Source organism: Formosa sp. Hel3_A1_48, from assembly GCF_001735715.1.
Classification (GTDB): Bacteria; Bacteroidota; Bacteroidia; order Flavobacteriales; family Flavobacteriaceae; genus UBA3537.
Genome location: NZ_CP017259.1, coordinates 1,124,965 through 1,151,432 on the forward strand (window position 1 = coordinate 1,124,965; position 26,468 = coordinate 1,151,432).

Genomic DNA, 26,468 nt, shown 5'->3' on the forward strand with positions numbered 1-26,468 from the left:
CACTTAATCCACGTAAATAAATATTTATATTCTTTTCAAGAAGAAATTACGATAAAATCTTTAAGGTAAAAAGGCTCAAAATAAGCTACATCTTCGAACTCTTGTTTTTTAAACTTACAATAGGAAAGATGGCACATTTGTTCCGCTGAGGGAAGTTGAGAATCAAAATGAGCATTTGGATGGTTGATGATTGCTTTAGTTTTTTCTACTCCGTTGCCAATAAAAAAAACAGCATTCTTTTGTAGTAAATTGCTGTATGAATTTTCATCTAAAATTTTAGCTGATGTGGTTTCAATAGATTTATATGTTTCGTCAAATACTGCAGAATACACTTCCATTCTTCGAGCATCTAGCATTGGCACAATAAATCCCGATTTAGCTTCCGCTTTATGGGCGAGAACTTCTAGTGTAGGTACAGAAACTAGAGGAATTCCCAATGCAAAACAAAGCCCTTTTGCGGCAGAAACGCCAATACGCAATCCGGTGTAAGACCCCGGGCCTTTACTCACTGCAACAGCATTAAGATCACTCCGCTTTACCCCAGCTGAGCTTAATACAGAATCAATATACACATGCAAGCGTTCTGCATGAGAATAGTTTAAACTATTGTCTTCTTTAAGAACTGTTAGTTTCCCATCAACGGAAAGGGCTACCGAACAATTAGTAGTAGACGTTTCAATATTTAAAATATTGGCCATTTACAAATTTAATGGTTTCCCAAGATAAAAGTCAAGAACTTTAGTTTTAAAAATGAAATCGTATTTGGCACGCACCAAACTAGACTGCGCATTGACCAACTGTGTTCTGTTTTGCTCCAGATCTAAAGAGTTGAGTACGCCGATGTTATAGCGCTCTTGTGCGTTATCAAAAGAAAGTTGACGTGCAGCAACTGTTGTTTGTGCTGAGGTGAATGTTTTCAGCGCTGCTTTAGCATCAGTAAAAGCGCGCTGTATGTTGACCTCGAGGTCTAATTTTGCTTGCTCTAAAGCCAATTTTCTATTCTCTACTTGTATGGAAGATTTTGACAAAGCTGTCTTGTTTTGAAATCGCGAAAAAATTGGAATATTTAAATTTAAAGACAGGCTGTGTCCTTTATTGTCATTAATTTGTTGAAAAAATGAATTGTCGGAAGATAAATTAGAAAAGTTTGCTCCAGTGTTGAGCCCATAGCTAAAACTGAGTGTAGGATAAAATCCACTTTTAGAAATTTCGACACCAAGCTCAGCAGATTCAATATTTTTTTTGGCGACCCTAATTTCGCTTCTGTTTTCAAACGCATAATTCAATATTGGGCGTACATCACTGTACATAAGCAACTCCGAAGGGGCATCCAAATCAATGATTTCTACATCAAAACCATCAAAGGAAACTTGTAATGTTTGTGCTAATGACAAAAGCGCAAGTGTAGAGCTATTTTCGGCTACTGTCAAGTTTTGTTCGTCATTTGCAAGAGTAGCCTCAGCATCAAAAATATTAGCCTCTGGCTGTGTCCCTGCTTGAACAAGAGCTTTGACGCGCTCCAATTGTTCTAGTGAAAAATTATACTGTGCTTGCGCAATGGATAGATTTTCCTTGTTCAGTAAAACGTTTAAATATGAGTTTACAACACTTAAAGCAACATTGTCTTTGATCCTATTAAACTCTTCAAGATTTGCTTCTTTGTTAATTAGAGCCTGCTTGTAAATATTAGTGTTGCGAAATCCATTAAAGACCGTTTGTGAGACATTTAAACTCAAATTTGTTGAATGAAAAGTTCGGTCTACAAAATTTCCATCAAAAACCTCAACATTCCCCAAATTAAGACGCTGAGAAGTATTTGCCCCAAGTGCCGGTAAGAAATTTCCTTTGGCTGCAATAATATCTTGATCATTTGTCAACAAGTTATTTTGACTTTGTTTAACTGAAATATTGTTCTCCAAAGCATGAGTAATACACTCTTGTAGTGTCCACTGTTTTTGAGCAGAGCTAATGAACGAACCTAAAAAACAAAAGAATAGGAGTAGTTGTTTCATGTTTTTGTTTTGTATTTGATTACTAATCATTTTCATCTTCGGATTCGTCTTCATCTGATTCTTCAAAAGTTTTATTCCAAATTTTGATCCTGTCTGCTTCGTCCAGACCCTCTGTAATTTCAATATTTATTCCGTCCGAGATCCCAATTTCAACATTTTTTGTTCTAAAGGAACCATCATTAGTCAGGAGTTCAACAAAAGGCTTTTCGGTAATTCTATTGAATTGTAATAAGGCTTCTCTAATGACTAAAATACTGTCTTTACTTTCCACCTCAATTTCTGCGTTTGCGCTATAGCCTGCACGAATCTTATTGCTGGATTCTACAGTAACATCGGCCTTAATCACAAACTGAACTGCACCACTTTCCTCAACCCCTTTTGGAGCAACAAAAGTTAGTTTTGCTGGAAATTCTTTTTCGTTAATTGCGCCCAGAATTACTTTTATTTCTTTGCCTTCTTCCAGCTTGCCCACTTCTGATTCGTCTACTTTGCCTTCAAAAATCATTTTGCTCATGTCTGCAACCGTCGCAATTGTTGTCCCTGCATTAAAGTTGTTACTCTGAATAACTTGATCGCCTTCACGAACTGGTATTTCTAAAATAGTCCCAGGGATTTGTGCCACAATATTGGTATTTGCAGATCCGCCTCCGGAAATAGAGCCTTGGCGAATAATCTGGTAATCGTTTTGGGCTTGTGTGTAATTTTCTTGCGCTTGGTTGAGGCTCAATTCATTATTTTCAAAATCTTGGCGCGAGATCACCCCCTTTTCATAAAGACTTTTGTTTCGGTCAAATAAAGTTTTTGCATTATCATAAGAAAACTTTGCTGTTTTAATACGACTTTGTGCACTAACCAAGGATTGCTCATTGGGGACAACACGAATCTTCGCAATCAAATCTCCTTTTTGAACTAAATCTCCTTCTTCAACTAGAATTTTATCTACTATTCCAGAAATTTGAGGTTTAAGTTCAATTTCCTCCTCGGGGTTTAACTTACCTGTAGCCACGATTTTGGTGTCGAGTGTCGTATAAAACGGAAGTTCTGTTTCATAATCTACAACATCCTCTGTATTAGAGTCCTTAAAGTATTTAAGTACGACGACTAAAAGTAGCAGCAATACGATGCCTAAAATAATTTTTACTGTTTTATTCATTGTTTTAATTTATTTATTCTTCTCTTAATGCTTCTATCGGTTTTACACTAGTTGCTTTGAAAGCAGGGATCAAACCAATTAATGTGCCTAAAATAACTAATATAATTAGAGCTATAAATACAACGGAAATGGAAACTGATGCATTTACTAAAGTAGCATCATCACCCTGTCCCCAAGCTCTATCGATAAAAATCAATATCCATCCGCCTGAAATAATTCCTAATAGCCCAGACATTATAGTCAAAAACACGGCTTCAACAACAATTTGACGTTTAATTTCGAATGGTGTTGCCCCCAGTGCTCGGCGTACGCCTATTTCCTTGGTGCGCTCTTTAACTGTAATGAGTAGTATGTTTCCAATAGCAAAAACACCCGCGATTAGGGTCGCTATTCCTACAAACCAAGTTAGAAATTGCATACCCGTTAAAAACCCTGTAACCTTCGCAAACTCTTTCCCCAAATTGAAACTCCCAAACGCGCGCTTATCTCTTGGATGAATCTTGTTCAAGTTGCGCAAAAGAAGTTTTGTGTCTGCTTCAATTTGTTTGATGTTATATTCTGGTTTTCCGGTTATGACCATCCATCCTATATTATCACCTTGATTATAGATTTGTTGAAAGGTTGTAAAAGGGATGTGCACATCGCTTGATGGCCCCATGTTAACGTTCCCATTTTGAAAAACCCCAATAATTGTAAAGTTGATGCTATTCATTTGCACATAAGCCCCTATGGGGTTCTCGTCCTTCTCAAAAAGTTGCTTATAAATATCCTCCGAAATAACTGCTACTTTTTTGTTGAGATTAATGTCATTTTGATTGATAAAACGCCCCTCAATCATCTTCTTTTTTTGAATTTGATCAAGCAAAGGGTAATCGCCATTTACGCTAAAATTTCCAGATAAAAAGTTGCGTACAACTAAAGCTTGATTTCTGTTTCTAGGGACTACAAACTCAATCCCCTCTATATTGTCTTTAATTTTATCAACGTGAGATAGTTTTAGGCGTACCCTTTTTCCTTCTTGAAATCCTTTGAAAGGCATACTTGTACTTTGTCCCCAAACAAATACACTGTTAGTTGCAAAATCGCCAAAAATACGATTAAAGGAATTCTCCATTCCTTTTGCAGCGCCCAAAAGAGCAATAAGCAATAAAATCCCCCACCAAACACCCACCATAGTGATGCCTGTACGAAGCTTATTTTTGCTCATACTGTCGTAGACTTCTTGCCAGGTATCTCTTTCAAATAAAAATTTCATAATACTAGTCGTCTCTTAGTGCTACTATTGGTTTTATTTTAGATGCTTTTTTGGCTGGTATATAGCCTGCTATTGTACCAGCAGCAATTAGGGTTATAGTCGCAGCAATAACAAGCGATCGGCTGACGCTCGGGTCAGTTATAAAATAGCTTTTTAGACTTGGTCCAGCCCATTCCAAAACCCCAACCCCTGCCAGCAATCCAACATAGCCTGCAATAGTTGTTACTACTACAGATTCGACCAAAATAATTGCAATTATTGCTTTTGGTGAAGCTCCTAATGCTTTCCTAATACCTATTTCTTTAGTGCGTTCTTTGACAATAAAAATCATGATATTACTAATCCCAACAACGCCTGCAATAAGTGTCCCCATGCCTATAATTAAAATCAAAATTCCTAATACAGAAGTCATTTGATTAATCCCTTTGTTTTGCATAGCCATATTGAAAACACGGATAGCACGCTGATCATTTTTAGCCACAGTAAAACGCTCTTTTAATTTTTTTTCTAAGGCTACACTAAAATCAATCGCTTGATCGTAATTATATTGGGGATTATAGGTTAAATTTATTTGATCCACATAATCATTATTTCCATAAAGCTGTTGGGCCGTTGAAAGGGGCATATGAATTAGTCGTTCTTCGTCATCACCGCCGTCATCAATATAGGTCCCCACGACTTTATACATAATACCGCTTAAGTTTAAGTATTTGCCAATTGGATCTTCGCTCAAAAATAAATCCTCGCGTACTAAATCTCCAATGATTATAACTTTATTGGCCATTTTCATGTCGCGTTGATTGATGTAACGCCCATGAGTTACTTTAGTTTTTTCAACATATTTATTGTCGGGATGAACTGCTCGAACAGAGTAGCTGTTTTTTTCGTTTTTATAGTTAGCCAACACATTTCGGTAAACACGGGAGGTTATAAATTCTATACTTGGATCAAAATCAGATTTTATATAGTCATAATCTTGGTTTTTGAATTGTATACGGCGGCCTGTTTGAAGGCCTTTGTTGGCTTTAGTTGTTCTTCCAGAACGAATATACACTGCATTAGCGGCATCATCTACAAATGCCTTAGAGAAGGTGTTGTTTAGCCCATTAGCTAACCCAAAGAGAATAGTGAAAAGTAAAATAGCAAACGCCACCGTGAAGCCAGAAAGAAGACTTCGGGTTCTGTTTTTATTTATGCTTTGAAATATTTCGCGCCAAAGGTCTATATCAAACATCGACTGTTGCTCTTACCTGTTTCACTAAGTTGTCTTCCGTAATGACTCCGTCTTTCAAACGTACAATTCGTTTACACATGGCGGCAATATCTCGTTCATGAGTAACAATTAAGATAGTTTTACCTTCATCATTGAGTTGCTGTAAAAATGCCATTATATCGTAGGAGGTTGTTGTATCTAAAGCACCTGTTGGCTCATCTGCTAAAAGCAGTTTAGGCTCAGAGGCTAAAGCTCTGGCAATAGCCACTCTCTGTTTTTGACCTCCGGAAAGTTCACTAGGCAAATGAGTTGCCCAATCTAAAAGACCAACTTTTTGTAAGTGAAATTTGGCTTTTTCTTGGCGCTTTTTTCGCTTCAACCCTTGATAATACAAGGGCAATGCAACGTTTTCTAAAGCATTTTTATAATTTATTAGATTGAAGGATTGAAAGATAAATCCCAAGAATTTATTTCTATAAACAGCAGCTTTTTTTTCCGTTAAATTTTTAATAGGAACATCGTCCAAAATATAATCTCCCTCATCGGCTTCATCTAACATCCCAATGATGTTTAATAATGTTGACTTCCCTGAACCAGAAGAGCCCATGATAGCTACCATTTCTCCTTTGTCAACAAAAAGATCAATACCTTTTAAAACATGAAGACTAGAATCTCCAATAGGATATGATTTGTGAAGCTTTTGAATTTTTAACATGTGCTATTATTCATTTTTAATATTAATAAGACGAGTTCTGATATATTTTGTTACAATTAATACTGAAAAAATGCGCCATTGAACGATGGCGAACCCAATTTTTATTTATATTTATTTTGTCTTTATGTGCAAAGCCCCCGCAAATACAGACTTTAACAGAGTATCATTTATAAAACGCCTACTTATGACCTCAAAGCGATCAAAACAGTTCTTACTAAAAACCCTAGGCCAACGCATCAAAAATTTACGTAAAGAAAAAAACATGTCTCAGTACGTAGTGGCCAAAAAATGCAATATGGACTTTGGAAGTTATTCAAACATCGAAAATGGAAAAAGGAACGTAACAGTATTCACCTTACAAAGAATAATAAAAGTGCTTAAAGTGCCCTTTCGTGAACTCTTTAATTTTTAGAAGATTTTTTAACAAATCTGTATAAGATCAATGCCAATCCCCCAATAAGTACATAAGGGATTAGCATAAGGTATACAATGCCATCATTCACCCCTTTGGCGGTGGCTTGTCCTGCCTCACTCTCAAGGACAGCTCTACACATGGCACATTGTGCACTGGAATAAGCAGTAAAACCGACTGACAATATGATAACCCAAAACTTTTTCAAACTTAAATATAATATGGTGAGATCATTACATAAACAATCACGCCCGTAGTAGCGACATACAGCCATACAGGAAACGCATATTTTACAATCCTTTTATGGGCTTTAAAGTCTCCTAAATAGGCACGGACATAACTGTGTAAAACCAAAGGAATTACAATAATAGATAGAACAATGTGAGATATTAAAATAAAATAGTATAACGATTTTATCGACCCCTCACCCCCAAATGGTGTAGGGTCACTAGTCATGTGATAGGCAACATACATCAAAAGAAAAACCAATGAACAGGCTACTGCGGTCTTCATTAAGTTTTCGTGCAACGCCACTTTTTTGTTTTTTATGGCCCAAAGTGCTGCAAGTAATAATACCGCTGTAATCCCATTTATAGATGCGTAAATAGGTGGTAAAAATGTAAGTGCTTCTACATTTGGAATTCGAATTCTAAAAAGCAATGCAACTACAACCGGTATGGCTACAGAAACAATATTAATCCACAATTTGAATTTCTTTTCTATTGGTTTTGCTGAGTTATTCATGATTTAATAATTTTAAAATATCTTCTTTTAAAGCTGAAATTTCTTCCAATTCTCCTTCATCGTTTATTTGCTCTTTCTGACTGATAACTCCTTTGTAATAAATTTTAGGATTGCCAAAATCATCAGTTCTGGAACGAATATACCCTTGTCTATCAATTAAGGCAAAGTTGCCTGAGTGTTCAAAACCTCCAGCTGCACCCTCAACTTCTGCGGCATAGAGATTGAATCCTAAATTAGCTAAATTATAAATATCCTCTTGTTGCCCCGTTAGAAAATGCCAATTTGGATTGCTTACTCCATATTGATCTGCATAATTTTTCATGACCTCAACAGTATCATAATCAGGATTAATAGTAAAAGAGGCAATACCAAAATCATCGCGCTTGGGAAAAGTGTTTTGAATATCAACTAAATTTTGATTCATTTTTGGACAAATTGTTGGACATGTTGTAAAGAAAAATTCTACTAAATACACTTTCCCCTCAAAATCTTTATTTGTAATAACTTTTCCATATTGATTGGTAAAGCTAAAAGGCATCACTTTTTTTCGTTCGCCATTTATTACCAAATATGAAAGTTGAGTGTCATCTTTTGTTTGTAGCTTGACATTATCGCTTCTGCTCTCAACCCTAGTGACATCATTATTTTGTATTCTATCTATTATTCTTGGAATAAAAATTATACCAAAAACAAGAACAATAAAGGCAATGCCTACGTATGAATAATTAGTTGATTTCATTGTTTAATATATCATCAGCTCTACGTGTGTTAGAGTCAAATTTACCTTTTCGTTTTTGGCGGTATTCCGTGAACAAGATCCGCATGTCATCACTCATTTTATTTTTGAGTTCAGATACTTCTAAAACATTATAGGAATATAGTCCTTGAATTGGTGCGTCTTGTTCTTTTTGCGTTTTTGTTCTGTCATCCAAGCGCCCACGTTGATGGCGCTCTTTGTCAATGATGAAAACGTAATCGGATCCTAAATCTGGTCTCAAAACCGCTGAAATTTTTAAATTGGTATAAGCGTTTTGTAAAGCTTCTGGAGACCCGAAGGCAAAAGTCCAATACTTTAGAGGTTCAAATGCGTTCAACTCTTTTTTTAAAGCTTGGGCTTGGGATTTAGCCGATTCTGGTAACAAAACAACGATTTGAAAGCGTTTAAACCCGCGGAATTTATCATAAACCAACTCTTTTAAATTTAGTGCTGGCGTAGCGTCTTGCATTGGATCTTCGCCAAGGAACCCTAAAACTGTAAGTTGGTTTTCTAGGGTAATAGACCCTCCTTCACTTGTTTTGAAATTGTGTAGTTCCGGAATGTTTGTTTTAACAATATCTAAAGCGTTGTAATTATGCTTTGAAGGATATAAAAACAACAAGAAGAGCACTGGCAAAAAAAACAGGACACATAAAACAAGGGGTTTTTTAATCTTTGAAAACATCATGCTGCAAAAATAAAAAAGACGGTCATAAGTAACCGCCTTTTTTATTATAATATATTCTTAATGTTTAAAAGTCTCTTTTTACAAATCCGTTAGTGTAAACAGATTCGATGTATCCTCCTTCTTGAAGTAATATAAATACTAGGTAAAAAATGAGAAAAACTGCAGTCCAAACTACCAGTCTTCTGAGTGATTTTGTCTCATCACGCATGTGCATAAAATCCCAGGTGATGTAATAGGCCTTGACTATTGTTAAAACAATAAATATTAAATTTAGACTTTTTGTATAAATGAAAGCCGAAAATAAAATGTTTAGTAGTGTTGCACCTAATCCGCCTTCAAAAGGCGTCATGGATGGTGACATAAGAATTTCTGGTTTAAAAATCCCTAGAACAACTTCCACAGCAGTAACTATAGTCAGGAATATTAAAACACCCCATATTTTTTGTGTGTTAGATTTAAATTTTATTAAACCTCTGAAAATTTCTAATTTATGTGCGTGTGCCATTTTAAAAATATTATATAATTATACAAGGTAAAAGAAAGTGAATACAAAGACCCATACTAAATCGACAAAGTGCCAGTATAGCCCTACTTTTTCTACCATTTCATAGTTCTTTCTGCGTTCGTAGGTGCCGATAATAACATTAAAGAAAATAATGATGTTGATTACAACACCTGAAAAAACGTGGAATCCGTGAAACCCTGTGATAAAGAAGAAAAAGTCTGCGAACAATGGTGCACCATATTCGTTGACCTCAAGATTAGCACCCTTGACATAGCGCTTGCCGTTGTTTTTTACTTGGGCTAATGAGGCAGCCCTTGAAAGAACCGTTTTTTTGCCTTCTTCGTTGATGGTTTGAGTGCGCACTAAAATATTTGGATGTGTCTCTAGTCCGTGGTACACATCGTTTATTGTAAATGCAGGTAAGCTGTTTTCGCTCACGAACCATATTCCATTTTTACTTTGGTGTTGAGTGCGCTCCGAATGAGCCGCCGTTGTAAATTCCTCAACAGCCACTCTTTTAAAAACTTCTTCACCATCAATCGTTTTGTATTCACCAAACTGCAAAATATTCCCCCCTTTTGTCTGAACAGCACCATAATCCCCCTGAATAAATGTTGCCCATTCCCATGCTTGAGAGCCTACAAAAATGACTCCTCCAATGATGGTAAAAAACATATACCAAATCACTTTGTTTTTCTTCATTTGATGGCCGGCATCTACAGCAAGAACCATAGTCACTGAAGACATTATTAGTACGAAAGTCATAAATGCGACGTAAATCATAGGAAGTTCTTGGCCGTGTAAAAAAGGTACGTGTGTAAAAACTTCATCGGCGATTGGCCAATAGTCTATAAACTTGAATCGAGAAAAGCCATAAGCAGCCAAAAAGCCAGAAAATGTTAAAGCATCCGAAACAATGAAGAACCACATCATCATTTTTCCATAACTTGATTTTAGTGGCTGATTGCCCCCGCCCCAAGTTTTTCCTTCTGTTCCTGTGCTAACTACTGTAGAATCCATAGATGAAATATTGTTTTTTGAATTGTGCAAAAATAATCAATTTATTTTGTTAAAGAAATATAAAAAGAAAAAGAGATAAAGCCATAAAATATCAACAAAGTGCCAAAACGTTGCGGCCAAATCAAAGCCTAATTTATTTGTGGGCGAATATTTCTTTTTCAAGTGGTTAATCGTTACTACGCTAAGGCAAATTAAACCGGCAACAACATGTAAAATATGCACAACAGCTATCACGTAAATATAAGACATGGTGATATTGCTTGTAGGCCCTGTAAAATTAAATCCAGACGCAATAATTTCATTGAATCCAGAAAATTGGGTATAAATAAAACCAAGCCCTAAAATAAAAGCCCCTATGAGAAGTGAAAGACTTAACTGATTTTGTTTTTTTTGGAGGGCTTTTTTTGAGAAATATAAAACAATACTACTCATTACAATAAGCACAGTACTCGCTGTAAATGATTGAGGCAAATCAAAGTTAGAAAGCCAATCCTCTCGTGTGCTGCTTACTATAAATGCACTTGTAAGTCCTCCAAATGACATTACTAGGGATATAATGCCAAACCAAAGCATCATTTTTTTTGCTCTTATATTCTTTTCTTTTGGTGTTCCTTGAGTTAAATCCATAATACTATATAAATTTATCCAGCACATAAATAAATTGCAAGCTTGTGATGTACAAAATACTCACAAACATCAATTTCCGTGCGGATTGATCCGTTTGTTGTTGAAAAAGTTTGAAGCCATAATATAAAAACCCCAGCCCAATGACGGCAATAAGTACAGCTCCCAATAGCGAAAGTTGTAGATTACCAGTAACCCCAAATGCTGGGACTAGTGAAATAAGAACGGTCCAAGCTATATAAATTATAACCTGCAAAACAGTGCCTTTATCTTTAGCTCCAGTAGGGAGCATTAAGAACCCTGCTTTCTTGTAATCGCTATCTAAAAACCATGCAATTGCCCAAAAATGAGGAAATTGCCAGAAAAATTGAATCAAAAAAAGAGTCCCGGGTTCAATATCAAATTTTCCTGTAAAAGCAACCCAGCCCAACATAAAAGGAATTGCTCCGGGGATAGCGCCAGCAAAAACCGACAGTGGAGTTTTTTGTTTAAGAGGAGTATACACACTGGTATATAAAAAAATTGAGACCGCAGCAAACATCGCTGTTCTTGGGTTAATAACGTACAAAACCGACAACCCTAAAATTGTAAGTACAAGGCCTAATATAAAAGCATTGGTTACAGAGATTCTCCCCGAAGGTATAGGCCTATTTTCTGTACGAATCATAAGCGCGTCTAGGTCACGTTCAATAATCTGGTTAAAAACATTTGATGCCCCAACCATACAATATCCGCCAACCGCGAGTAGGCCCAAAACTGAAAAACGTACCTCCTCAGCAGCTAATAAATACCCCGCAATAGAAGAGAAAACAACACTTAAAGATAAGCCCATTTTAGTAACGGCCTTAAAATCCTGAAAGCGTGTAGCAACATTTAGAGATGAAACAGCTTGTTGGGTCATATAATAGAATGCTTGGGATTTGCGCTGCAAAGATAATCCTTAATTGCATCTAAATCAATATATTTTGGAAAGAAATCCGGGGTAAAAAAATTAAGTAATCACAAGATGAAGCGGTAAGTTGCTTTGATCAAAAATATATTTTGCGGTTGTTGATCCAAAATCCCTGTTTGAAATCCATCAATAAGACCTTCTGCAGTTGAAATATTAGCTCTTGTCCCCTGAGACCAAACCAAAAATAGCTCTGAGCCAGGAATATATTCCCAACGCAACACCAAATTAGAATTGAACTGAACAAATGAAAAATCAGGGTTATTAAAATTGTAATCCGTCAGGCCGTCAGCATCGTCATCAACTTGATAAGTGTCATCAATTAAATCGATTTGTGAGGCATTGTAAGCATAGAACCGGTCGTTCAGGCGGTTGGCGGTTGCATCAGTTACATATTTAAAGTCTTTAAACTGGCCCTTTGAAATAAATGGCTGGGCATAGTATTGTATAGTTAAGTTTGGGTTGATGGTATAATTTAAACGAAAGGAAGCACTTAGTGTTTGATTGTCTATAGTGCCTAAAATATAGCGCTTTGAATTATTGTAATCTACTTGAGTTACATACTGCGTCTTGTTCGGACGTGTTTCAAATTCTGGTGAAATTGAAATATTCAACGCTTTGATGGGTTGATAATTTAAATCTAATTCAAACTTGAGAAATGAAAAATTGTCCTCTTCGGCTTGAGAGTGAATGGCTCCAACACGAGCATTAAAGTTCTTTCTGTCGTCGGTATTTATGAACAAAAACTTAAAATTTTCTTTCGAGAAACGCCATCTAGGCCCTCCTCTCAAGGCCGTGTTTTGATAAATTTTAGGTTTGTGTGTTAGCCCTATGCTCATTCTCCAATTGTTCAAAAACCCTAACCGCGATCGAAAATCATATTGGGTTCTGATGTGATTTCCCTCAAAATCATGAGTAGTGAATTGTTTAAATCTCAAAGTAACATCTCTAAAAATAGAAACTGGTTTTGCCGTGTTGTAACTCAAATCAAAAAATTGAAACTTTTGATCGGCACGACGTAAAAACCCAATATCATTGAGTTCTAGCTCCGGGGAGGCCCAATTAAATCCCGCTTTAAAATTCCAATTTATACCACCAACTCTACCAACTTCAAAAAGCCCACCAGTCCCTGTAAGTGAAGTTCTATTCGGATCCACTTCTACATGAGAGGCATCAACTCTATTAAAAAGGTGGGTGATATTTTCTTGTGTGGCCTTTATGGCCTCAGGGCTTCCTTCCACACGGCTTAGTACAAAATTAGTCTGTATGTAGTAGTCCCGATTTTTCCATTGGTGTTTAAAATCGATACCTCCAGAATAGGCTGCTTTCCTAAGTTCGGATGTTGCTTCAGAAGTAGAACGATTAGTTGCCGTAAACATACCGCCCAAAAAGGTGTTTCGATCGTTCATGTCCTTTTGGACTCTTCCTACAAAATAATTTGTAAAAGGCTCTGCCTCAGCTTTTTCCACTGTCCCATCATTGTTGATTTCAACATATTCTTTAGCGGTCATACTTTCTAAAACTCCGATTGACCATCCATTTTTTGTTTTACCGCTAAATTTGGCCGCTCCTAGTATAGTTGTGTTTTGAGGCCGATTTGTGTAGGCAACATCATCTACAGGTGGATATACTTGAGGGCTTCTCCCAATACGTCGGGAAAAAAACAGATTGTTCCGGTTTCCTGCAAAACGATAATCAAAAATGTTTTTATTTTCTACAAAAAATGGTCTTTGTTCACGGTTAAAAATCTCAAAGCCGTCTAGAGCAATAGCAGCAGGATCTGCCTCAACTTGTCCAAAGTCTGGATTGACCGTTAGATCTAAAGTCAAATCATTAGTTACTCCAATCTTTGCGTCCAAACCGGCATTGATTTTAGAATCCCGCCCATCGCGATATGGGTTGCCAGCTTCGGCCTTGTAAGACTCTAACTGAGCAACAGTGAAAGGTTGAATTTCTAACTGCTTTTGGGGCCTTATATTTTTGATTCCCCTAAGTTCTCCTGCTTCGCTAACCCAGCCCGCAGAGCCTACTGGAATTCGATCCCATGCGGATAATTCATTTGCTCTAAATAAATTACGGGCTACATTTAGACCCCAAACTTGTTCATCCGGATCACCAAAACGCAATTGACTTAAAGGGATTTTCATTTCAGCAGACCACCCCTCTGAAATAATTTGTGCTTTTGTGGTCCAAATTGGGTTCCAGCTATCGTCAATATCACTCCCGTTTTCGGTAATAAGTTCATCTCCACGAACACCTGCAGCAGTGACTGTAAATAGAAATGCAGTACGGAGGTCATGATAACTATCAATGAGAACATTCATTCTATCGCCCTCAAAGCCGTCACGCCTCGAAAGGCGATTGGTTATTGTTTCAGGTGCAGTATCCAAAGCCAATAGCCCTATGTATAAATGCTTTTGGTCGTATAAAATTTTAAATTTCGTTTGTTCACTTGGCGCAGTATTTTCGTCAGGAAACACTTCAATAAAATCTGAGCCCCAATCCACCATGCTCCAAATAGAGTCGTCAAGTAAACCATCAATTTTAGGCGCTTTTTCCGAGCTTATTTCTACAGTAAAATATTGGTTTGGAACTGTTATTTGTGCTGTCATCCAGATTGGCAAGAATAAGGAAAATCGTATAAAGCATTTAAATCTTAGCCTTTTCATAGAGTTTAGAGCAGGTTCATTCGTAAAATATGGTGTAAATGTACAATCACAATAAAAATATCCGCTTGAATTTTGAAAAATTTAACATTCAAATTATGTGGTCTTTGCTGAAAACTCTTTTGAATTAATGTAAAAAATAAGCAGCAGAAGATTTTGTTAATAACAATTTATAATTGTAGATTTGCAAACTCTTTTTTTAAGAGGAATGTATAATTTGAAAAATATTTTAACGTGGATACCCTAAGTTATAAAACAATTTCAGCAAACAAAGCCACTGTCGATAAGCAGTGGGTACTTATAGATGCAGAAGGACAAACCCTTGGGCGTTTGGCTTCTAAAGTAGCGATTCTTTTAAGAGGAAAGCACAAGCCAAACTTTACACCTCATGTTGATTGTGGTGATAACGTGATTGTTATCAATTCTGAAAAAATCAACTTATCAGGAAACAAGTGGAATGACAAATCTTACATCCGCCATACAGGATACCCTGGTGGGCAACGATCTTTAACAGCAACAGAGATGTTTGCTAAAGATCCTGCACGCTTAGTTGAAAAATCAGTAAAAGGAATGTTGCCCAAAAACAAATTAGGAGCGGCATTGTTTCGCAACTTGGACGTTGTAGTAGGCGCTGCGCACAAACATGAAGCGCAACAACCAAAAACAATTAATTTAAACGAAGTTAACTAATGGAAGTTATTCACAAAATTGGTCGAAGAAAAACAGCTGTAGCGCGGGTTTATGTTTCTGAAGGAAAAGGAAACATTACTGTAAATAGTAAAGACATTAAAGACTATTTCCCAACAGCAACTCTTCAATATAAAGTAAATCAGCCATTGGCACTCACTGACAACGAAGGCAACTTTGACGTCAAAGTTAATGTTCATGGTGGAGGTTCGACAGGACAAGCGGAAGCTGTTCGTTTAGCTATATCTCGTGCTATGTGCGAACTTAATGAAGAAAACAGAAGTGTTTTGAAACCAGAAGGCTTACTTACAAGAGACCCTAGAATGGTTGAGCGTAAGAAATTTGGACAGAAAAAAGCGCGTAAGAAATTTCAATTCTCTAAGCGTTAATATATATTTTATAACCCAGTTATTGTTGTCCATGACAGGCCAACTGTCAGGATTTAGTTTAGCATCTAAATGTATAAGGCCTAGTTTTAGCCACTTGTACATTGCTAATTCAACAGAACGTAAACTAACACAAAAATGGCACAAGTAGAAGTTAAAGACTTACTCGACAACGGTGTACACTTCGGACACCTCACAAGAAAATGGGATCCAAACATGGCTCCTTTTATTTACATGGAGCGCAATGGTATTCATATCATCAACCTCTACAAAACAGCTGCAAAACTAGAAGAGGCTACAAAAGCTCTTTCTAAAATAGCGGCCTCTGGACGAAAAATTCTTTTCGTAGCTACAAAAAAACAAGCAAAAGATATTGTCGCTGAAAAAGCAGCAAACGTCAATATGCCTTACATCACCGAGCGATGGCCAGGCGGGATGCTTACAAATTTTGTAACAATCCGTAAAGCCGTTAAGAAAATGGCTGCAATTGACCGCATGAAAAAAGATGGCACATTCAATACGCTTTCAAAAAAGGAACGCCTTCAGGTTGATCGTCTACGTGCTAAGTTAGAAAAGAACTTAGGATCTATCTCTGATATGACACGTCTACCAGGTGCTTTATTTGTTGTAGACATTAAAAGAGAACACATCGCAATTAAAGAAGCTCAGAAACTTAACATTCCAATTTTTGCAATGGTAGACACAAACTCAGACCCGAGACAGGTTGATTTTGTTATTCCAGCAAATGATGATGCTTCAAAGTCAATCAACAAAATTCTAGCCACTGTTACAGATGGTATTGCTGAAGGGCTTGAACACAGAAAAGCAGAAAAAGAAGGCAAGAGTAAAGAGTCTAAAGAAACTGTTGCAAAAGCTGTTGCTGCTCCAGCTGTTGAAGCTGTTGAAGCTACCAAACAAGAAGAGGAATAAAATTTTTTAAATAAATACAAAACAACCAAGTCGTTAAGTTCTTCTATTGAATAATTTTTCGACTTTTTTTAAAACTTAAAATCATGACAAAGATTACAGCTGCCGAAGTAAACAAATTAAGAAAAGCTACTGGTGCAGGAATGATGGATTGTAAAAAAGCACTTGTTGAAGCCGAAGGAGATTTTGATAATGCAATTGATATCCTGCGTAAGAAAGGGCAAAAAGTCGCTGCCAAAAGAGCTGACCGTGACTCTACGGAAGGCGCTGCTGTTGCCAAAGTAAACGAAGAAAACACGCTTGGTGTTGCCATTGTATTAGGATGTGAGACTGATTTTGTTGGGAAGAATGAAAACTTCCTCGCATTAGCAAATCAACTTGCAGAGATTGCGCTAGACCACACATCTAAAGATGCGTTTTTAGCAGCAGACTTTGGCGGTATGTCTGTAGCTGATAAACTAGTCGAGCAAACAGGTGTGATTGGAGAAAAATTAGATTTAAAGTCTTTTGAAAAAGTGGAAGCTCCATATGTAGGTGCCTATGTACACATCAATAAAATTGCAGCCCTAGTTGGTCTTTCGGCAAACGTGGACAATGCTGCAACACTTGCGAAAGACCTCGCGATGCAGGTCGCTTCAATGGGCGCAACTTCATTATCGTACAAAGATTTCGATCCAGCTTTTGTTGCCTCTGAAACCGAAGCGCGTATTGCTGTTATTGAAAAAGATAATATTGAGCTTGAACGACTAGGTAAAACATTAAAGAATGTTCCTCGCTACATTTCTATGGCGCAATTGACCCCTGAAGTTTTGGCTCAAGCTGAAGAGGATGCAAAAGCACAACTCAAAGCTGAAGGAAAACCAGAACAAATTTGGGATAAAATTTTGCCAGGAAAAATGGACCGCTTTATCTCAGATAATACAACTTTAGATAAAGAACAGTGTCTGTTAGATCAAGATTTCATTAAAGACGATAAAAGCACAGTTGCAAAATATGTCGCTTCTTATGGTGAAGTTGAAGTTACTGAATTTAAAAGGGTAGCTTTAGGATAATTACAATAACTAATTACTGATATAATTTAAAACCCTGTGTCTAATGGACACAGGGTTTTTTTAAACTTAAATCAAAACGGAAAAAATACAAGGGCTAATAACCTTTTAAGATATTCCTTATATTTGTATAACGATCAAAACAATTATGACATACAAACGCATATTACTGAAACTATCTGGCGAAGCCCTCATGGGCAATCGACAGTATGGAATTGACCCTCTTCGTCTTTCCGAGTACGCAAGGGACATCAAAGACATTGTTAACAAAGGTATAGAAGTTGCTATTGTTATTGGAGGAGGAAACATTTTTAGAGGAGTTGCAGGGGCAAGTAATGGAATGGATCGTGTTCAAGGCGATCACATGGGAATGCTCGCAACAGTCATAAATGGATTAGCACTCCAAAGCGCTTTAGAAAATGAAGAGGTCCCTACGCGATTGCAATCAGCGATAAAAATTAATGAAGTTGCAGAACCATTTATACGCCGTAAGGCCATGCGCCATTTAGAAAAAGGGCGAGTTGTGATTTTTGGTGGAGGAACCGGAAATCCATATTTTACTACAGATTCAGCAGCAGTTTTAAGGGCAATTGAAATTGAGGCCGATGTGATAATGAAAGGAACTAGAGTCGATGGCATCTATTCTGCCGATCCCGAAAAAGATGCAACAGCAAGTAAATTTGACAATATTAGCTTTTCTGACGTCCTCAGCAAAGGCCTTAAGGTTATGGATACAACAGCATTTACGTTAAGTCAAGAAAATGAACTGCCTATTATTGTTTTTGATATGAATAAAAAAGGAAATTTAATGAAGATAGTTTCAGGAGAACAGATTGGAACGACAGTAAGTTAATTTAAAAGAAATGAACGAAGAAATTGAATTCATATTGGACAGTACCAAAGAAGCTATGGAAAAGGCCCTCAAGCATCTAGAAAAACAATTTATAAATATTCGTGCTGGTAAAGCAAGCCCATCTATGTTGGGTAGTGTAAACGTTGATTATTACGGGACACTAACGCCTTTAGCTCAAGTTGCTAATGTAAATACACCTGATGGCAGAACCATCACTGTTCAACCGTGGGAAAAATCAATGTTACAAGATATTGAACATGCTATAATGGTCGCCAATCTTGGATTTAACCCCATGAATAATGGCGAAAGTATCATCATCAACGTACCACCACTCACCGAAGAGCGTCGACGTGAGCTTGCTAAACAAGCAAAGGGAGAGGCTGAAGATGCAAAAATCTCTATTCGCGGTGCTCGAAAAGAGGGCAATAATGAACTTAAAAAACTAAATGACATCTCTGAAGACCTTAAAAAAAACACAGAGGCTGATATTCAACAGATGACCGATACACATATCGTGAAAGCTGATACTCTTTTTGCTGCAAAAGAAAAGGAGATTTTGACTGTGTAATTGTCAAAAAAGCGCCAAACTAATTTAACTCTTTTTTTAGAAAAGGCAGCGCACAATTATGCCCCGAAATCCATTGGTTTTCTATACCTTTGGGGACTTCAAAATCAAATATGTTTAAAGTATTTACTTCTGGCTTTTGGGAAGCTGTAGCACGACTAATTCTTCGTAACCGCATCGTTATCCTCATAATGATAGGGCTGGGTACTGCTCTTATGGTTTCGCAATGGAATAAAATGCGCTTTTCGTACACTGAAGCCAATTTGCTTCCTGATCAGCACCACGTAAATCTTGACTACAATACCTTTTTGGATATATTTGGCGAAGAGGGAAATATTATTGTACTTGGCGTAAAAGATAGTACACTTCTAACCGCACAAAATTTTAATGCATGGAACAGCTTTAGTAAATCAATTGAAAAAAATGAAAATATCGAAGCTGTAATCACGCTTCAAGACCTAAAAAAATTAATTAAAGATCAAAAGAAACAACAGTTTATTTTTGAGCCAATAGTTAATGATTCAATCCGCTCGAATGATGAGCTTGAGCAACTTCAAAGCTCACTATTTTCTGATTTTCCTTTTTATGATGAGGTACTTTACAATAAAGACTCTAAAGCAATTCGTACAATTATATACCTTAAAAAATCAATTGTAAACACCTCAGCCAGAAAAGAGTTTATAACGGAGGTCTTGATTCCAAAAATTAAAGCTTTCGAAGCCGCTACAAAAATGAATGTACGAGCATCAGGTATGCCCTATGTCCGCACGCTTAATTCTCAAAATATAATTGATGAAATTGAGATTTTTATACTCGCAGCTATTCTAATCACGTCCCTTATTTTCTATTTGTTTTTTCGTTCGTATCGCGCAACGTTCATCTCTATGTTTGTAGTAGTTATAGGGGTAATGTGGACTTTTGGTATTTTAGGTCTCCTTGAATACGAGATTACTGTACTGACAGCACTAATCCCTCCTTTAATCATAGTTATCGGTATCCCCAATTGTATATTCTTAATTAACAAATACCAACACGAAGTCAATAAACACGGAAATAAAGCCAAGTCTCTACAACGTGTTATTACTAAAGTCGGAAATGCAACACTGATGACCAACACAACTACAGCCTCTGGTTTTGCTACTTTTGTCATTACTCAAAGTAAGCTTCTCACAGAATTTGGAACTGTAGCCTCTTTGAGTATTATGGCTATTTTTGTGCTATGTTTGCTCATTATCCCCATTATTTACAGTTTTATGCCTATGCCTAAGGAAAAGCATTTAGAACATCTGAATAGGCAATGGATCAATAGATTAGGGGACTGGATTGAAAAAACTGTAAAGCACAAAAGCATCACTATTTACTCCTTTTCACTTATCTTATTAATCACGAGTATTATTGGAATTTATCAAATAGAAACAACGGGCAGTTTGTTAGAGGACATGCCTAAAAGCGCAGAATTCTTTAAAGATATCGAGTTTTATGAAAAAGAATTTAATGGTGTAATGCCCTTAGAAATTCTAGTCAACACCAAGCGAAAAAAAGGGGTCCTCAAAAGGTCAACTTTAAAGCGAATGAACGAGCTTGAATTGCTTATTGAAGATATTCCCGAGCTCTCTAAGCCAATATCCATTGTTGGCCTTGTAAAATACGCCAAACAAGCATACTATAATGGAAATCCCAAGTACTATCAATTACCTACAGCACAAGAAAATACTTTCATTTTGTCTTATGCAAAAAACACTACCAATGATGTAAGTTTGCTCAAAAATTATGTTGACTCTACCGGGCAATATGCGCGTATAACTACCTTTATGAAAAATGCAGAAATAGAGAAGATGGAGCGAATAGAAGAGCAGTTAAAGGAAAAAATTGCTAAAATATTTCCAGAGGACCAGTACGAAGTAACCCTCACAGGGAAAGCGTATTTGTTTCAAAAAGGCACTCGATTTCTGATCCGGAATTTAATTCTATCATTGGCTCTAGCAATTGTTCTTATTTCTTTATTCATGGCTTACATGTTTAGATCATTCCGAATGATCATCATATCCTTAATTCCGAACCTTTTACCGCTTTTGATTACAGCCGGAATGATGGGCTATTTGGGCGTCCCCATAAAGCCCTCAACAATATTAGTTTTTAGCATCGCTTTTGGAATTTCTGTTGATGATACCATTCACTTTTTAGCAAAATACCGCCAGGAACTAATAGCTAATCACTGGCGCATAAAGAAATCTATATTTGCCGCACTACGAGAAACAGGAATAAGTATGTTTTACACATCAATTGTTCTGTTTTTTGGATTCTCTGTATTTATTACCTCAAATTTTGGCGGAACAGTAGCTCTAGGGGCGCTAATTTCGGGAACTTTATTACTCGCCATGATGGCTAATTTATTACTTTTACCTGTACTGCTGTTATCTTTGGAGCGTAGTATTGCCAATAAAAAAGTTTTAAAAGAACCAGCGCTTAACATCATCCCTGAAATTGAGGATGTTGATGTGAAATAATTATCAGCCTTCTTTGGTTCTAAAGTTTTATATTTGTACCTAATTTTAGGGACAAATGATCAAGAGTACAATAGCAGAGCTTTTTGCGCAAGAAATAAAACATATAGATGTTGAAGTTAAAGGGTGGGTAAAATCGTTTAGAGCGAATCGCTTTATTGCATTAAATGATGGATCTACGCTTCGTAATATTCAGTGTGTGGTAGATTTTGAATCTATGGATGAGGCATTACTGAAGCGCATTTCAACAGGTGCTGCTGTGCACATAAAAGGCAGTTTAGTCGAAAGTCAAGGCAAAGGCCAAGACGTAGAAATTCAAGTTACTTCGTTAGAAGTTTTAGGAGATGCCGATCCTGAGCTCGTGTCTAAGACTATTTTACAACCCAAGCGCCATTCATTAGAATTCTTGAGAGAACAAGCGCATCTAAGAGCTCGAACCAATACTTTTGGGGCCATAATGCGCCTGCGTTCGTCTCTTTCATTTGCCGTTCACCAGTATTTTCACAACAATGGATTTAACTACATGCATGCCCCCATCATTACAGGAAGTGACGCCGAAGGAGCAGGTGAAATGTTTCGAGTTACAACCCTAGATCCAAAAAACCCTCCGCTTACTAAAAGCGGAGAAGTAGATTACTCAAAGGATTTTTTCGGAAAAGAAACAAACCTCACCGTATCAGGGCAATTAGAGGCTGAAACCTACGCCATGGCGCTAGGAAAAGTGTATACTTTTGGACCAACATTTAGAGCCGAAAACTCTAACACTTCAAGACACCTTGCTGAATTTTGGATGATTGAGCCCGAAGTTGCTTTTATGGATTTGGAAGGAAATATGGATCTTGCTGAAGATTTTCTAAAATATGTAATTGCCTATGTTTTAAAAAACAATGTTGATGATCTCGCCTTTCTAGAAAAACGCCTCGAACAGGAAGAGAAATCAAAACCTCAAAACGAACGCAGCAGCATGAGCCTGACGGAGAAATTAAATTTTGTTTTGGATAACAATTTTAAGCGAGTAAGTTATTCAGAGGCTATTGATATTTTAAGAAATAGCAAGCCTAACAAAAAGAAAAAATTCAAATACCCAATCAATGAATGGGGCGTAGATTTGCAAAGTGAGCACGAACGATTTCTAGTCGAAAAACACTTTAAATGTCCAGTCATCTTATTTGACTACCCGGCTAATATCAAAGCGTTTTATATGCGGCTAAATGAAGACGGGAAAACTGTCCGTGCTATGGATATTCTCTTTCCTGGTATTGGAGAAATTGTAGGCGGGTCTCAGCGTGAAGAGCGCTTAGAAGTCCTCAAGGAAAAAATGGCTGCACTCGATATTCCAGAAGAAGAGTTATGGTGGTACTTAGACCTTAGAACCTATGGAACAGCAGTGCACTCTGGGTTTGGACTTGGCTTTGAAAGACTAGTTATGTTTGCTACGGGAATGAGTAATATCAGAGATGTTATCCCATATCCAAGAACCCCGCAAAATGCTGAATTTTAAGTCCAAGACAGCAGTAGTACACTAATTAATTAAAACTAGAGCCTATTCATTTAATTGTTTTTTTTAATTTTATACAAACCCAAATAAGCAATGCTAAAGCAGTACTTACAATATAAACTTTCACAAAAACTGTCTCCACAGCAGATTCAGCTGATGAAGCTTATACAGTTACCTACACAAGCATTTGAACAACGTCTAAAACAGGAGCTAGAAGAAAATCCTGCTTTGGAGCGCGGTAAAGAGAAAGAAGAGGATGGTTTTGACGATATATATTCCGATCAAGATTATGAAGAAAATGAAAAAATAAATGCTGATGATATTAATATCGATGACTACCTGAGCGATGATGAAATACCTTCCTACAGACTACAGGCCAATAATCATAGTGCAGATGATGAGTCAAAAACAATTCCTTATGCCTCTGGAACATCATTCACACAACTATTAACAGACCAACTCAACACCTTTCGCTTAGAAAACCAAGATTATGAAATAGCAAAATTTCTCATTGGAAGCATCGATGATAGTGGTTATATTCGCCGATCACTTTTAGATTTAACAGATGATTTGGCCTTTACTCAGAATATTTTCACAGATGTTGATACCCTTAAAAAGGTGCTAAAGGTTGTGCAGCAACTAGATCCGCCTGGCGTAGGAGCAAGAAATTTACAGGAATGTTTACTGATTCAATTGCAGCGAAAGGAACAAACACCCGATACAGAGCGTGCAGCTAATATGATTGAAAATGCATTTGAACAATTTACAAAAAAGCATTACCAGAAATTACTCAAAAAATTTGATATCTCTGAAATTGAGCTTAAAGATGCCATATTGGAGATTGAACGGCTCAATCCAAAACCTGGGAGTTCATTTTCCAACAACCTACGCTCGACAGAGCATGTCGTCCCTGACTTTACAATTAAAATTATTGACGGCGAATTGGAGCTGGTTTTAAACGGACGTAATGCCCCTGAGCTACATATTTCTAAATCCTACAACGAAATGTTGCTTGGGTACAAGGCTTCCAAAGAAAAGTCCAGAGCACAAAAAGAGGCTGTTTTATTCATTAAACAAAAACTCGATGCTGCCAAATGGTTTATCGACGCAATACGACAGCGTCAACAAACACTGTTGCTAACCATGAGTGCAATAATGCACTACCAAAAAGCCTACTTTTTATCTGGTGATGAAGAACAACTTCGCCCCATGATTTTAAAAGATATCGCTGACGAAGTAGAAATGGATGTTTCCACTATTTCTAGAGTTGCAAACAGCAAATATGTAGACACTCCCTATGGGACAAAACTCATTAAAGAGTTCTTTAGTGAATCAATGACCAATGACCAAGGAGAAGAAGTGTCTACTCGAGAAATAAAAAGTATTTTAAAAACCATTATTGTTGAGGAGGATAAAAAAAAGCCTTGGACCGATGAAAAATTAGCTAAGATCCTTAAAGAAAAGGGCTATCCTATAGCACGACGGACGGTGGCAAAATACAGAGAACAGCTAGATTTTCCTGTCGCGCGCTTACGAAAACAAATCTAAATTATACTTTTTTAATCACATTGGTTACAATCCCCCAAATCACAAAATCATTCTCAGATGTAATTTTGATAGGATTATAGTTTTTATTTTCAGGCTGTAACCAAACCTCTTCTCCGTCAACCTTTAATCTCTTTACAGTAAACTCACCATCTAAAAAACAAACTGCAATTCTGTTGTGTTCCGGCGTAAGACTACGGTCTATAACTAATAAATCATTGTCATTTAACCCCGCATCTATCATAGATTGACCGCTTACACGGGCAAAAAAAGTCGCCTCTTTATTTTTAATTAGCTCTGAATCTAGAGACAAGCGTTCTTGCTTAAAGTCATCGGCAGGCGAAGGAAAGCCTGCAGAGATTCCGGTATCAAAGTAAATAACTCCGGTGTTGTGTTCTCCGGGTTTTGGAATAAAAAAAGTTAGGGCTTGATTGGTTTTTTTTGACATTGGATTGTAATTATATCTTTCAGATTGGTAGTATAACGCGGCGATAAATGCTCTTGCCGCATTTTCCACGTTCGGGTTAAATCTTGATTAGCTAATTTAACCTTTGAAGTGCCATATTTTTTATTAACACGATCAATCGCATGCATTAGGGGTTTGTGGCGTGTATCTTCATGGGAAAACATTTGTAATTGGTGGTTGTAAGTAGGGACAATTCCTGTCAGTATTACCCCTGCCTTTTTGTAGTGAACGCCTTTTTTGTAAATAGAGCTTATGGCTCGAATGGCGCTAGTACTAAGCAACAAGCTAGAATCTGTAGGAAAGGGAATACTTACCATTCTACTCGCGCGGTATTGCGGGCTATTGGTTTTAAAGCGATCACTACGCAAAAACACAATAAGCATATGACAACTGGAATTTTGTCGTCGAAGTTTCTCAGCACAACTGCTTGCAAAAGTGGAAACACGCTCTTTCAAATCCCCTAAATCCGTTAGGGTTGTCTCAAAACTTCTAGTTGTTGCAATAGCCTGTTTATTTTTGACCTGATCCATCTCAATTTTAGAAATCCCCTCGAGATCCTTCTTGAGCTTCCATTCGGTAATGGAAAATGTTTTCCGTACCCAAAGGTCTGGAAGTTGAACAAAATCATAGGCTGTTTTGCATTGATTTTGGATAAGTCGTTTCTCAAGTGCACGCCCTATCCCCCAAACTTTGTCAATAGAAGTCCACTTAAGTGCTTTAATGCGTTTCTCTTCAGTGTCAATAATATAAACTCCGCCTGTTTCTTTAGGAAATTTTCGGGCAATTTTATTGGCGACCTTTGAAAGTGCTTTTGTAGGGCCAATACCAACACAAGTCGGAATTCCCGTCCACTTCAAAACACGATTGCGTATCTCATGCCCATAAGCATCAAGCTTATAATTATCGAAGCCCTTGAATTGTAAAAATGCCTCGTCTATACTGTACACTTCGATGTCGGGGGTAAATTGGCTCAAAATCTTCATGACTCGACTACTCATATCGCCATATAAAGGATAATTAGAAGAAAAAACCTGAACCTTATTCGCCTTAAAAAACGACTTATACTTGAATGCCGGGGCACCCATAGGAAGCCCAAGTGCTTTCGCTTCATCGCTACGAGCAATAACACAGCCGTCGTTATTCGACAAAATAGCAACAGGTAGCCCTTGTAGATTAGGGTTAAAAACCCGCTCACAAGAGGCATAAAAATTATTACAATCAACTAATGCAAACATGATTTAAAGGTAGTGTATTTATGCTTTTTTTTAAAAGTAT

General features: G+C 37.0%; 27 protein-coding genes. 10 read left to right on the top strand and 17 right to left on the bottom strand.

The window, feature by feature from the left end:
- Positions 1 to 35: 35 nt before the first annotated feature.
- The 6 genes from tsaB to FORMA_RS05165 are packed head-to-tail and all read right to left on the bottom strand — an operon-like array spanning position 36 to position 6,348.
- Entirely contained in the window at positions 36 to 698 is a 663-nt protein-coding gene (tsaB, locus tag FORMA_RS05140) for a tRNA (adenosine(37)-N6)-threonylcarbamoyltransferase complex dimerization subunit type 1 TsaB (RefSeq protein ID WP_069674644.1), read from the bottom strand.
- Positions 699 to 2,012, bottom strand: coding sequence for a TolC family protein (locus FORMA_RS05145; RefSeq protein WP_069675457.1), 1,314 nt, complete (start codon positions 2,010 to 2,012; stop codon positions 699 to 701).
- A gap of 22 nt (positions 2,013 to 2,034) precedes the next feature.
- The gene (locus tag FORMA_RS05150) at positions 2,035 to 3,165 is read right to left on the bottom strand and encodes an efflux RND transporter periplasmic adaptor subunit (RefSeq protein ID WP_069674645.1); all 1,131 of its coding nucleotides are present in this window, start codon (positions 3,163 to 3,165) and stop codon (positions 2,035 to 2,037) included.
- A gap of 13 nt (positions 3,166 to 3,178) precedes the next feature.
- On the bottom strand, positions 3,179 to 4,420 hold the full coding sequence (locus tag FORMA_RS05155; RefSeq protein ID WP_069674646.1) for an ABC transporter permease: 1,242 nt from the start codon (positions 4,418 to 4,420) through the stop codon (positions 3,179 to 3,181).
- 4 nt (positions 4,421 to 4,424) lie between these two features.
- Entirely contained in the window at positions 4,425 to 5,654 is a 1,230-nt protein-coding gene (locus FORMA_RS05160; RefSeq protein WP_069674647.1) for an ABC transporter permease, read from the bottom strand.
- Positions 5,647 to 6,348, bottom strand: a complete 702-nt coding sequence (locus tag FORMA_RS05165) for an ABC transporter ATP-binding protein (RefSeq protein WP_069674648.1) — start codon at positions 6,346 to 6,348, stop codon at positions 5,647 to 5,649. The genes FORMA_RS05160 and FORMA_RS05165 overlap by 8 nt, the downstream gene beginning before the upstream one ends.
- 184 nt (positions 6,349 to 6,532) lie before the next feature.
- On the opposite strand from FORMA_RS05165, the gene FORMA_RS05170 reads away from it, so the two are divergent.
- Positions 6,533 to 6,760: a helix-turn-helix domain-containing protein gene (locus FORMA_RS05170; RefSeq protein ID WP_069675458.1), complete on the top strand. Its 228-nt coding sequence runs from the start codon at positions 6,533 to 6,535 to the stop codon at positions 6,758 to 6,760.
- Here the strand turns inward: FORMA_RS05170 and FORMA_RS09420 are convergent.
- From FORMA_RS09420 to FORMA_RS05215, 9 genes are all read right to left on the bottom strand, one after another.
- Entirely contained in the window at positions 6,750 to 6,902 is a 153-nt protein-coding gene (locus tag FORMA_RS09420) for a hypothetical protein (RefSeq protein ID WP_335583337.1), read from the bottom strand. The genes FORMA_RS05170 and FORMA_RS09420 overlap by 11 nt on opposite strands.
- 68 nt (positions 6,903 to 6,970) lie before the next feature.
- Positions 6,971 to 7,504, bottom strand: coding sequence for a DUF420 domain-containing protein (locus tag FORMA_RS05180; RefSeq protein WP_069674650.1), 534 nt, complete (start codon positions 7,502 to 7,504; stop codon positions 6,971 to 6,973).
- Positions 7,497 to 8,243: an SCO family protein gene (locus FORMA_RS05185; protein ID WP_069674651.1), complete on the bottom strand. Its 747-nt coding sequence runs from the start codon at positions 8,241 to 8,243 to the stop codon at positions 7,497 to 7,499. Before FORMA_RS05185 ends, FORMA_RS05180 begins: the two co-directional genes overlap by 8 nt.
- Positions 8,230 to 8,949, bottom strand: coding sequence for a hypothetical protein (locus tag FORMA_RS05190; RefSeq protein WP_069674652.1), 720 nt, complete (start codon positions 8,947 to 8,949; stop codon positions 8,230 to 8,232). Before FORMA_RS05190 ends, FORMA_RS05185 begins: the two co-directional genes overlap by 14 nt.
- 64 nt (positions 8,950 to 9,013) lie before the next feature.
- The gene (locus FORMA_RS05195; RefSeq protein WP_069674653.1) at positions 9,014 to 9,454 is read right to left on the bottom strand and encodes a cytochrome C oxidase subunit IV family protein; all 441 of its coding nucleotides are present in this window, start codon (positions 9,452 to 9,454) and stop codon (positions 9,014 to 9,016) included.
- Between the two features lie 18 nt (positions 9,455 to 9,472).
- The gene (locus tag FORMA_RS05200; RefSeq protein ID WP_069674654.1) at positions 9,473 to 10,474 is read right to left on the bottom strand and encodes a cytochrome c oxidase subunit 3; all 1,002 of its coding nucleotides are present in this window, start codon (positions 10,472 to 10,474) and stop codon (positions 9,473 to 9,475) included.
- A 36-nt stretch (positions 10,475 to 10,510) separates the two neighbouring features.
- On the bottom strand, positions 10,511 to 11,101 hold the full coding sequence (locus tag FORMA_RS05205) for a cytochrome c oxidase subunit 3 (RefSeq protein WP_069675459.1): 591 nt from the start codon (positions 11,099 to 11,101) through the stop codon (positions 10,511 to 10,513).
- A 4-nt stretch (positions 11,102 to 11,105) separates the two neighbouring features.
- Positions 11,106 to 11,999 (bottom strand): heme o synthase, encoded by an 894-nt coding sequence (gene cyoE, locus FORMA_RS05210; RefSeq protein ID WP_069674655.1) that lies wholly within the window; start codon positions 11,997 to 11,999, stop codon positions 11,106 to 11,108.
- A gap of 98 nt (positions 12,000 to 12,097) precedes the next feature.
- A complete protein-coding gene (locus tag FORMA_RS05215) occupies positions 12,098 to 14,659 on the bottom strand; it encodes a DUF5916 domain-containing protein (protein ID WP_231924968.1) in 2,562 nt (853 codons plus the stop codon).
- Positions 14,660 to 14,947: 288 nt separating this feature from the next.
- Here FORMA_RS05215 and rplM point away from each other — a divergent pair, with 288 nt between their 5' ends.
- The 9 genes from rplM to rpoN all read left to right on the top strand — a co-directional run bounded on the left by rplM (position 14,948) and on the right by rpoN (position 24,730).
- Entirely contained in the window at positions 14,948 to 15,403 is a 456-nt protein-coding gene (gene rplM, locus FORMA_RS05220; protein ID WP_069674657.1) for a 50S ribosomal protein L13, read from the top strand.
- Positions 15,403 to 15,789 (top strand): 30S ribosomal protein S9, encoded by a 387-nt coding sequence (gene rpsI / locus FORMA_RS05225; RefSeq protein WP_069674658.1) that lies wholly within the window; start codon positions 15,403 to 15,405, stop codon positions 15,787 to 15,789. Before rplM ends, rpsI begins: the two co-directional genes overlap by 1 nt.
- 135 nt (positions 15,790 to 15,924) lie before the next feature.
- The gene (rpsB, locus tag FORMA_RS05230) at positions 15,925 to 16,716 is read left to right on the top strand and encodes a 30S ribosomal protein S2 (protein WP_069674659.1); all 792 of its coding nucleotides are present in this window, start codon (positions 15,925 to 15,927) and stop codon (positions 16,714 to 16,716) included.
- Positions 16,717 to 16,799: 83 nt separating this feature from the next.
- Positions 16,800 to 17,765, top strand: coding sequence for a translation elongation factor Ts (gene tsf, locus FORMA_RS05235; protein WP_069674660.1), 966 nt, complete (start codon positions 16,800 to 16,802; stop codon positions 17,763 to 17,765).
- Between the two features lie 145 nt (positions 17,766 to 17,910).
- Complete coding sequence (gene pyrH, locus FORMA_RS05240; protein WP_069674661.1) at positions 17,911 to 18,615, top strand: UMP kinase; 705 nt, start codon at positions 17,911 to 17,913, stop codon at positions 18,613 to 18,615.
- Between the two features lie 10 nt (positions 18,616 to 18,625).
- On the top strand, positions 18,626 to 19,183 hold the full coding sequence (frr, locus tag FORMA_RS05245; RefSeq protein WP_069674662.1) for a ribosome recycling factor: 558 nt from the start codon (positions 18,626 to 18,628) through the stop codon (positions 19,181 to 19,183).
- Between the two features lie 110 nt (positions 19,184 to 19,293).
- Positions 19,294 to 21,687 (top strand): efflux RND transporter permease subunit, encoded by a 2,394-nt coding sequence (locus FORMA_RS05250; RefSeq protein ID WP_069674663.1) that lies wholly within the window; start codon positions 19,294 to 19,296, stop codon positions 21,685 to 21,687.
- Between the two features lie 55 nt (positions 21,688 to 21,742).
- Entirely contained in the window at positions 21,743 to 23,185 is a 1,443-nt protein-coding gene (asnS, locus tag FORMA_RS05255; protein ID WP_069674664.1) for an asparagine--tRNA ligase, read from the top strand.
- Between the two features lie 90 nt (positions 23,186 to 23,275).
- Complete coding sequence (gene rpoN / locus FORMA_RS05260; protein WP_069674665.1) at positions 23,276 to 24,730, top strand: RNA polymerase factor sigma-54; 1,455 nt, start codon at positions 23,276 to 23,278, stop codon at positions 24,728 to 24,730.
- Position 24,731: 1 nt separating this feature from the next.
- Here rpoN and FORMA_RS05265 read toward each other — a convergent pair whose 3' ends face one another.
- Complete coding sequence (locus tag FORMA_RS05265; RefSeq protein WP_069674666.1) at positions 24,732 to 25,175, bottom strand: LexA family protein; 444 nt, start codon at positions 25,173 to 25,175, stop codon at positions 24,732 to 24,734.
- The gene (locus tag FORMA_RS05270) at positions 25,148 to 26,428 is read right to left on the bottom strand and encodes a Y-family DNA polymerase (protein WP_069674667.1); all 1,281 of its coding nucleotides are present in this window, start codon (positions 26,426 to 26,428) and stop codon (positions 25,148 to 25,150) included. Before FORMA_RS05270 ends, FORMA_RS05265 begins: the two co-directional genes overlap by 28 nt.
- Between the last annotated feature and the right edge of the window lie 40 nt (positions 26,429 to 26,468).

Excerpts from the sequence above, each read along its gene's own strand:
- FORMA_RS05250 (WP_069674663.1), top strand. The coding sequence starts at position 19,294 with ATGTTTAAAGTATTTACTTCTGGCTTTTGGGAAGCTGTAGCACGACTA.
- cyoE (WP_069674655.1), bottom strand. The coding sequence starts at position 11,999 with ATGACCCAACAAGCTGTTTCATCTCTAAATGTTGCTACACGCTTTCAG.
- FORMA_RS05155 (WP_069674646.1), bottom strand. The coding sequence starts at position 4,420 with ATGAAATTTTTATTTGAAAGAGATACCTGGCAAGAAGTCTACGACAGT.
- rpoN (WP_069674665.1), top strand. The coding sequence starts at position 23,276 with ATGCTAAAGCAGTACTTACAATATAAACTTTCACAAAAACTGTCTCCA.
- FORMA_RS05170 (WP_069675458.1), top strand. The coding sequence starts at position 6,533 with ATGACCTCAAAGCGATCAAAACAGTTCTTACTAAAAACCCTAGGCCAA.
- tsaB (WP_069674644.1), bottom strand. The coding sequence starts at position 698 with ATGGCCAATATTTTAAATATTGAAACGTCTACTACTAATTGTTCGGTA.
- tsf (WP_069674660.1), top strand. The coding sequence starts at position 16,800 with ATGACAAAGATTACAGCTGCCGAAGTAAACAAATTAAGAAAAGCTACT.
- FORMA_RS05190 (WP_069674652.1), bottom strand. The coding sequence starts at position 8,949 with ATGATGTTTTCAAAGATTAAAAAACCCCTTGTTTTATGTGTCCTGTTT.
- FORMA_RS05215 (WP_231924968.1), bottom strand. The coding sequence starts at position 14,659 with ATGACAGCACAAATAACAGTTCCAAACCAATATTTTACTGTAGAAATA.
- FORMA_RS05185 (WP_069674651.1), bottom strand. The coding sequence starts at position 8,243 with ATGAAATCAACTAATTATTCATACGTAGGCATTGCCTTTATTGTTCTT.
- FORMA_RS05205 (WP_069675459.1), bottom strand. The coding sequence starts at position 11,101 with ATGGATTTAACTCAAGGAACACCAAAAGAAAAGAATATAAGAGCAAAA.
- rpsB (WP_069674659.1), top strand. The coding sequence starts at position 15,925 with ATGGCACAAGTAGAAGTTAAAGACTTACTCGACAACGGTGTACACTTC.
- rpsI (WP_069674658.1), top strand. The coding sequence starts at position 15,403 with ATGGAAGTTATTCACAAAATTGGTCGAAGAAAAACAGCTGTAGCGCGG.
- asnS (WP_069674664.1), top strand. The coding sequence starts at position 21,743 with ATGATCAAGAGTACAATAGCAGAGCTTTTTGCGCAAGAAATAAAACAT.
- FORMA_RS05265 (WP_069674666.1), bottom strand. The coding sequence starts at position 25,175 with ATGTCAAAAAAAACCAATCAAGCCCTAACTTTTTTTATTCCAAAACCC.
- FORMA_RS05165 (WP_069674648.1), bottom strand. The coding sequence starts at position 6,348 with ATGTTAAAAATTCAAAAGCTTCACAAATCATATCCTATTGGAGATTCT.
- FORMA_RS05195 (WP_069674653.1), bottom strand. The coding sequence starts at position 9,454 with ATGGCACACGCACATAAATTAGAAATTTTCAGAGGTTTAATAAAATTT.
- FORMA_RS09420 (WP_335583337.1), bottom strand. The coding sequence starts at position 6,902 with ATGTGTAGAGCTGTCCTTGAGAGTGAGGCAGGACAAGCCACCGCCAAA.
- frr (WP_069674662.1), top strand. The coding sequence starts at position 18,626 with ATGAACGAAGAAATTGAATTCATATTGGACAGTACCAAAGAAGCTATG.
- FORMA_RS05150 (WP_069674645.1), bottom strand. The coding sequence starts at position 3,165 with ATGAATAAAACAGTAAAAATTATTTTAGGCATCGTATTGCTGCTACTT.
- FORMA_RS05200 (WP_069674654.1), bottom strand. The coding sequence starts at position 10,474 with ATGGATTCTACAGTAGTTAGCACAGGAACAGAAGGAAAAACTTGGGGC.
- FORMA_RS05160 (WP_069674647.1), bottom strand. The coding sequence starts at position 5,654 with ATGTTTGATATAGACCTTTGGCGCGAAATATTTCAAAGCATAAATAAA.
- pyrH (WP_069674661.1), top strand. The coding sequence starts at position 17,911 with ATGACATACAAACGCATATTACTGAAACTATCTGGCGAAGCCCTCATG.
- FORMA_RS05270 (WP_069674667.1), bottom strand. The coding sequence starts at position 26,428 with ATGTTTGCATTAGTTGATTGTAATAATTTTTATGCCTCTTGTGAGCGG.
- FORMA_RS05180 (WP_069674650.1), bottom strand. The coding sequence starts at position 7,504 with ATGAATAACTCAGCAAAACCAATAGAAAAGAAATTCAAATTGTGGATT.
- FORMA_RS05145 (WP_069675457.1), bottom strand. The coding sequence starts at position 2,012 with ATGAAACAACTACTCCTATTCTTTTGTTTTTTAGGTTCGTTCATTAGC.